Origin of the sequence: Streptomyces europaeiscabiei (assembly GCF_001550375.1) — a bacterium.
In the GTDB taxonomy this organism is placed as follows: Bacteria; Actinomycetota; Actinomycetes; order Streptomycetales; family Streptomycetaceae; genus Streptomyces; species Streptomyces europaeiscabiei.
Map to the genome: position 1 here is coordinate 25,511 of NZ_LRTR01000044.1, position 6,070 is coordinate 31,580.

The following is a 6,070-nucleotide window of genomic DNA, read 5'->3' on the forward strand; positions in this document are numbered from 1 at the left end:
TCCGTAGAAGTCTTGCCGCAGAAGTCTTGTGATCCGCCGGTCGTTCAGACGCGTTCGACGATGGTCGCGATACCCATGCCGCCGCCCACGCACAGCGTGGCCAGCCCGTACCGCTTGTGCTGTCGCTCCAGTTCGTCGATGAGGGTGCCGAGGATCATCGCGCCGGTCGCGCCGAGGGGGTGGCCCAGCGCGATGGAGCCGCCGTTGACGTTGACCTTGTCGAGCGAGAGGCCCATGTCCCTGACGAAGCGGAGCACCACGGCGGCGAACGCCTCGTTGATCTCGACGAGGTCGATGTCGTCGATGGTCAGCCCGGCCTTGGCGAGGGCCTTGCGGGTCGCGGGCGCGGGGCCGGTGAGCATGATGGTGGGCTCGGAGCCGGAGACCGCGGCGGAGACGATCCGGGCGCGCGGGCGCAGGCCGTAGCGCTCGCCGATCTCCTTGGTACCGATGGCGACGAGCGACGCGCCGTCCACGATGCCGGAGGAGTTGCCCGCGTGGTGGACGTGGTCGATCTCCTCGACCCAGTGGTACTCCTGCAGCGCCACCGCGTCGAAGCCGCCCAGCTCGCCGATGTCCGCGAACGACGGCTTCAGCTTCGCCAGCGAGTCCGCGGTCGTGCCGGGGCGCATGTACTCGTCGTGGTCGAGGACCACGAGGCCGGCGCGGTCGGTGACGGGGACGACGGACCTGTCGAAGCGGCCGTCCTTCCAGGCGGCCGCCGCCCGCTCCTGGGACAGCGCCGCGTACTCGTCCACGTCACGCCGGGAGAACCCCTCGACGGTGGCGATGAGGTCGGCGCCGATGCCCTGCGGCACGAAGTTGACGGCCAGGTTGGTCATCGGGTCGTTGAACCAGGCTCCGCCGTCCGAGGCCATCGGCACCCGGGACATCGACTCGACGCCACCCGCGAGCACCAGGTCCTCCCAGCCCGAACGGACCTTCGCGGCGGCCAGGTTGACGGCCTCCAGACCCGAGGCGCAGAAGCGGTTCTCCTGGACGCCGGCGACCGTGTCCGGCAGTCCGGCGGCGATCGCGGCGGTCCGGGCGATGTCGGAGCCCTGGTCGCCCACCGGGCCCACGACACCGAGCACGATGTCGTCGACGGCGGCCGGGTCGAGGCCGGGGAAACGGCGCCGGACCTCGTGGATCAGCCCGACGACCAGGTCGATGGGCTTGGTGCCGTGCAGGGAGCCGTTCGCCTTGCCGCGGCCGCGCGGGGTGCGGATCGCGTCGTACACGTACGCTTCGGTGCTCACGAGTCTGGCCTTTCCAGTTGCGGAGGGTGCGGCCCGGGGGCCGGTGTCAGTCGGTGTCCTTCGCTGAGGCGTCCGGCAAGGAGTCGCCCGTCGAGGAGCCGTCCTCGGGGGACGCGTCGTGGACGGGAGCGTCCTTCAGGAGGCTCGATATGCCCCAGTCGTGGGCGACGTCCGCCGTGTCGGCGCCCGGCTGGGCGGGTCCGCTGCGCACCGAGGTGTGGGTGGCCGAGAAGCGGGGCGCGGGGGCGGGCTGGGTGATGCCGCCGAAGTCGGTGAAGGTGCCCCGGGCCGCGAGATGCGCGTGGTGCGGTGCCTCCCGCAGCGACAGGACGGGTGCCACACAGGCGTCGGAGCCCTCGAAGACGGCCGTCCACTCGTCCCTCGTACGGGTCCTGAAGCGGGCCGCGACCGTCTCGCGCAGCTCGCCCCAGGCGGCCACGTCCTTGCGGGCCGGGGCCCGGTCCCCGATGCCGAGGAGGTCGACGAACTCGCCGTAGAACTGCTGCTCCAGGGCGCCGACGGCGACGTACCGGCCGTCGGCCGTCTCGTACGTGCCGTAGAAGGGGCAGCCGCCGTCGAGGAGGTTGGCGGCGCGGCGGTCCTGCCAGCCGCCGGCGGCGAGCATGCCGTGGATCATCGCGGACAGATGCGAGGTGCCGTCGACGATGGCCGCGTCCACGACCTGGCCGGCGCCGGTGGCGCGAGCGTGATGGAGGGCGGCGAGGACGCCGACGACGAGATAGAGGGAGCCGCCCGCGTAGTCGCCCAGGAGGTTGGCGGGGGCGGTCGGCGGGGTGTCCGGGGTGCCGATCATGCCGAGGGTGCCGGTCAGGGCGATGTACGCGATGTCGTGGCCGGCGCGCTGGGCGAGCGGGCCCTGCTGGCCCCAGCCGGTCATCCGGCCGTAGACGAGCTTCGGGTTGCGGGCGTGGCAGGTCTCGGGGCCGACGCCGAGGCGTTCGGCGACGCCCGGCCGGTAGCCCTCGATCAGGATGTCGGCGCGTTCGGCCAGGTCGAGGACGATGTCGGGGCCGTCCGGGGACTTCAGGTCGACGATCACCGAGCGCTTGTTGCGGTTGGTGACGTCGTACAGGGGGTTCACGGCCAGGCCCGCGCCGCCCGGCCGGTCGACGCGGACGACATCGGCACCGAGATCGGCGAGGAGCATGGCGGCGAACGGTCCCGGGCCGATGCCCGCGAGTTCCACCACGCGCACACCGGCGAGCGGGCCGTGCCCGGGCGTCTTCGCCACTGCCATCGAGCCCCCATGCTCTGTGACACACATGATGTAACACCAGTGATGCTAAGAACGTGTTCCACTCCGCACAAGCCCCGAATGAGCAAACGCTTAGTCATTGTGCCCGGAGTCGCGGCAGGTGTCAGCCCGCCCTCACCGGACGTCCGGCGCCGGACTCAGCGGGCTTCCAGCTCCGCTATGAGCTTCTTCGGGGCGATCACGCGGTAGCTCTCCTCCACCCAGTCGCACAGCAGCTCCGCGCCCGGGGCGCCCTCCTCCTCCAGCGGGACGCGCACCCACCCCGCCTTGCCCAGGCCGTATCCCGCGGGCTCGGCGCCGGGGCAGGTCAGGGCGTGGGCATGGGTCTCCTCGTCCCTGAGCTTGACGGTGACGCCCAGCGGATAGCTGCCGTCGTCCGTGCCGAGGAACACGAACACCTTCTTGTTGACCTTCGCGACACTCTCGCCCCACGGGAACTCCTCGACCGCACCGGGCATCCCGAGGGCGAACTCGCGCACCTTCTCCCACTTTTTCAGGGCGTTGCTGGGTACGGTCACGACCACCTCCGGATCCCGCGCGCTTCGCTGCTCGTCACTCACGCTAGCCTCAGCCACCGACAACGGCGCGTGGGCGAGTCCTGAGAGGTGCAATGAGCGGGCAGAGCAGGGCGGATCGGGTGTACGACATCGTGCTCTACGGGGCCACGGGGTTCGTCGGGGAACTCACCGCGGAGTATCTCGCCGGGAACGCGCCCGAAGGGCTGCGCTGGGCGATCGCCGGACGCAACGCGGAGAAGCTCGCGGCGCTGCGCGAGCGGCTGCCCGGTAGCGCGGAGATCGGCGTGCTCCAGGCGGACGGGTCCGATCCGCGGGCCGTGCGCGAACTCGCCCGGCAGGCACGGGTGGTGGCCACGACCGTCGGCCCGTACATCACACACGGCGAGGAGTTGGTGGCCGCCTGCGCCGACGAGGGCACCGACTATCTGGACCTCACCGGTGAACCCGAGTTCGTCGACCTGACGTTCGTCAGGCATGACGCACGCGCGCGTGAGACCGGCGCCCGCATCGTGCACGCGGCCGGCTTCGACTCGATACCGCACGACCTGGGCGTGTACTTCACGGTGCAGCAGCTCCCGAAGGACGTGCCGATCACCGTGGACGGCTTCGTGCGGGCCGAGGGGATGTTCTCCGGCGGTACGTTCAACTCCGCGCTCACCGGGTTCTCGCGCACCCGGCAGACGATGGCCGCCGCGCAGGACCGCAAGCGGCACGAGCCGCGCGTGGTGGGGCGGCGGGCGTACGCGCCGGTGAGCGCGCCCCGGTTCGCCAAGGAGGTCGGGGCGTGGGCGCTTCCGCTGCCGACCATCGACGCGCAGGTGGTGCAGCGCTCGGCGCGCGCCCTGGAGCGCTACGGGCCGGACTTCCGCTACCGCCACTACGCGGCCGTGAAGACCCTGCCGTTCGCGGTGGGCGGGGTCGCGTTCGTCGGTGCGGTGGTCGCCGCGGCCCAGGTGCCGCCGGTCCGGCGCTGGCTGGGCGACCGGCTCAAACCGGGTGAGGGGCCGAGCGCGGAGAAGCGGGCGAAGAGCTGGTTCTCGGTGCGGTTCGTGGGCGAGGGCGGTGGCCGCCGGGTCTTCACGGAGGTCGCGGGCGGCGACCCCGGCTACGGCGAGACGGCGAAGATGTTCGCCGAGGCCGCGCTGTCTCTGGCCGTCGACGACCTCCCGGTCACGGCGGGGCAGGTCACGACGGCGGTCGCGCTGGGCGACGCGCTGATCGAGCGGCTGCGCGCGGCGGGGATCACGTTCCGGGTGGCGGCGTCCCAGTAGCGGACCGACCCGCTCGGCGTACGCGGGTGGGCCCTACCGGGCCCACCCCGTCAGCGTGTAGACCATCCCGCCGATCCAGGCCAGTCCGGTGATCACGGCGAGCAGCAGGCCCGTCGTCACGGCACGTTCGACGGACTGGGTGGGACTGGCGGCGGGCTTGATGGCTCGGTGCGTCGTCATACGGCACAGCCTGCCGATCATGCGGCGCGCCGACATCCGTACACGTACTCAGTTCGTACTCAGGTACCCGGTTCCGCACGGACACACGAGAGGTGCCCCGGCGGCCCGGCACGGCCCGTGCCAGGGCTCAGTGGGCGGTGTCCCGCAGGGCCCGACGGCACAGGGAGTCGGCGCGGCGGGTGGTTTCCGGAAGGCGGTAGGCCGGGGTGAGGGCGAGCGTGTGGGCGCACGCGTGGTCGAGGCTCACCCGGTGGCCGACGGAGACGAAGACCGGCTTGACGGCGTCGCGGGTGCGCAGGGCGCGGCCCACCTCCTCGGTGCCCGCGAGGAGCGGGGCGGCGCTGCCGCGCGGGGTGCCGGGGTCGTCGTACGTGAAGGTGAAGGGGTTCTTGGCGACGCCGATCGTGGGCAGTCCGGTGAGGACGCCGAGGTGGGCCGCGAGGCCGAAGCGGCGCGGGTGGGCGAGGCCGTAGCCGTCGCAGACGACGAGGCCGGGGTCGCACGGCAGCGCGTCGAGCGCGGCGAGGACGGTCGGGATCTCACGGAACGCGAGCAGTCCGGGGACGTACGGGAAGGACACCTGCCCGAGCGCCGTGGCCTCCGCGACCACGTCGAGCGTCGCCGCGTCGAGCACCACGGCCGCCGCCACGACGACGTCCCGCTCGTCGTCGTAGGCCACGTCGACGCCGGTGACGTACCCGCTGCCGGGCGGCGGCCCGGTCTCGTCGAGGACCACCTTGCCCCGCAACTCGTCCTGCACGGCGAGGGCTTGCTCTTCGGTGGCGGGCCAGCCCGCGGGGATGCGTACGGTCGTCATGGTGCTGACGAGCGTACGCAGGCCGGCGCGGGGGCTCGGGGCGGGGCTACTTGTCGTCGAGGGCGCGTTCGAGCCGGCTCTTGTTCATGGCCGAACGGCCCTGGATGCCGCGCTTCCTGGCCTCCGCGTAGAGCTGGTCGTACGTGGGCCCCTGCGCTCCCTTGTGCGAGCGCTGCCCGCCGCGCCTGCTCGACGACATGTCCTGGACGGAGGTGCGGCTCGCCGTCCTGGACTCGCCGGACCGGGCGCGCTCCTTGTTGACCGTCCGGGCGGCGATCTCCTTGGCCCGTGACTCGCTCTCGCCCCGGTCCTCGGCGCTCTCCTTGATGTGCTCGTACTGGCGTTCCCTCTTGGGGCTCGAACCACGTGGCATGGCCGATCACTCCCTTCGTGATGCCTTTCGTGATGCCCTTCGTGATGCGAACACGCCACAGGTACCCGTCCCTGCCGGAACAACTCCCTGCCGGTCAGTTCTCCAGCCGGGCCACCCGCCCCTTCTCCCCCGCCGCCCAGCAGCCCCGGTCCGGGGTGCAGTCGACGGTGTCGTACGAGCCGGTGTCGACCGTGCGCCAGGTGCGGCCGCCGTCGGTCGTGACGTCGGTGCCGGTGGGGCCGACTGCCAGGGCGGTCGTACGGCTGTGCGGGAGCCAGGCGACTGCGGAGCGGTAGGCGGGCGGCGGCTGCGCGGCGGGCTTCCAGGTGCGGCCGGCGTCGCCGGTGATGGCCGCTGCCTGCGGGGACGGCTGGTC

At 72.3% G+C, this 6,070-nt stretch carries 8 protein-coding genes; 1 reads left to right on the forward strand and 7 read right to left on the reverse strand.

Features of this window, described 5'->3' with window-relative positions; genetic code table 11:
• Positions 1-44: 44 nt before the first annotated feature.
• The 3 genes from AWZ10_RS01920 to AWZ10_RS01930 all read right to left on the reverse strand — a co-directional run bounded on the left by AWZ10_RS01920 (position 45) and on the right by AWZ10_RS01930 (position 3,053).
• Positions 45-1,259, reverse strand: coding sequence for an acetyl-CoA C-acetyltransferase (locus AWZ10_RS01920; RefSeq protein ID WP_037704133.1), 1,215 nt, complete (start codon positions 1,257-1,259; stop codon positions 45-47).
• Positions 1,260-1,305: 46 nt separating this feature from the next.
• Positions 1,306-2,517, reverse strand: coding sequence for a CaiB/BaiF CoA transferase family protein (locus tag AWZ10_RS01925; RefSeq protein WP_244172349.1), 1,212 nt, complete (start codon positions 2,515-2,517; stop codon positions 1,306-1,308).
• A 155-nt stretch (positions 2,518-2,672) separates the two neighbouring features.
• Entirely contained in the window at positions 2,673-3,053 is a 381-nt protein-coding gene (locus AWZ10_RS01930; RefSeq protein WP_046709205.1) for an MmcQ/YjbR family DNA-binding protein, read from the reverse strand.
• A 92-nt stretch (positions 3,054-3,145) separates the two neighbouring features.
• On the opposite strand from AWZ10_RS01930, the gene AWZ10_RS01935 reads away from it, so the two are divergent.
• Positions 3,146-4,324 (forward strand): saccharopine dehydrogenase family protein, encoded by a 1,179-nt coding sequence (locus AWZ10_RS01935; RefSeq protein WP_046709201.1) that lies wholly within the window; start codon positions 3,146-3,148, stop codon positions 4,322-4,324.
• Between the two features lie 33 nt (positions 4,325-4,357).
• On the opposite strand, the gene mmpA is transcribed toward AWZ10_RS01935, so the two are convergent.
• The 4 genes from mmpA to AWZ10_RS01955 all read right to left on the reverse strand — a co-directional run.
• Entirely contained in the window at positions 4,358-4,504 is a 147-nt protein-coding gene (gene mmpA / locus AWZ10_RS01940; RefSeq protein WP_162948543.1) for a morphogenic membrane protein MmpA, read from the reverse strand.
• A gap of 127 nt (positions 4,505-4,631) precedes the next feature.
• Positions 4,632-5,321: an endonuclease V gene (locus AWZ10_RS01945; protein ID WP_107084689.1), complete on the reverse strand. Its 690-nt coding sequence runs from the start codon at positions 5,319-5,321 to the stop codon at positions 4,632-4,634.
• Positions 5,322-5,367: 46 nt separating this feature from the next.
• Entirely contained in the window at positions 5,368-5,694 is a 327-nt protein-coding gene (locus tag AWZ10_RS01950) for a hypothetical protein (protein WP_046709198.1), read from the reverse strand.
• Positions 5,695-5,788: 94 nt separating this feature from the next.
• A partial coding sequence (locus tag AWZ10_RS01955) for a beta propeller repeat protein (RefSeq protein WP_482258087.1) occupies positions 5,789-6,070 on the reverse strand: 282 nt, incomplete at its 5' end.

Bases quoted from the DNA above. Each gene is read 5' to 3' on its own strand.
- AWZ10_RS01945 (WP_107084689.1), bottom strand. From the start codon at position 5,321: ATGACGACCGTACGCATCCCCGCGGGCTGGCCCGCCACCGAAGAGCAA.
- AWZ10_RS01935 (WP_046709201.1), top strand. From the start codon at position 3,146: ATGAGCGGGCAGAGCAGGGCGGATCGGGTGTACGACATCGTGCTCTAC.
- mmpA (WP_162948543.1), bottom strand. From the start codon at position 4,504: ATGACGACGCACCGAGCCATCAAGCCCGCCGCCAGTCCCACCCAGTCC.
- AWZ10_RS01950 (WP_046709198.1), bottom strand. From the start codon at position 5,694: ATGCCACGTGGTTCGAGCCCCAAGAGGGAACGCCAGTACGAGCACATC.
- AWZ10_RS01925 (WP_244172349.1), bottom strand. From the start codon at position 2,517: ATGGCAGTGGCGAAGACGCCCGGGCACGGCCCGCTCGCCGGTGTGCGC.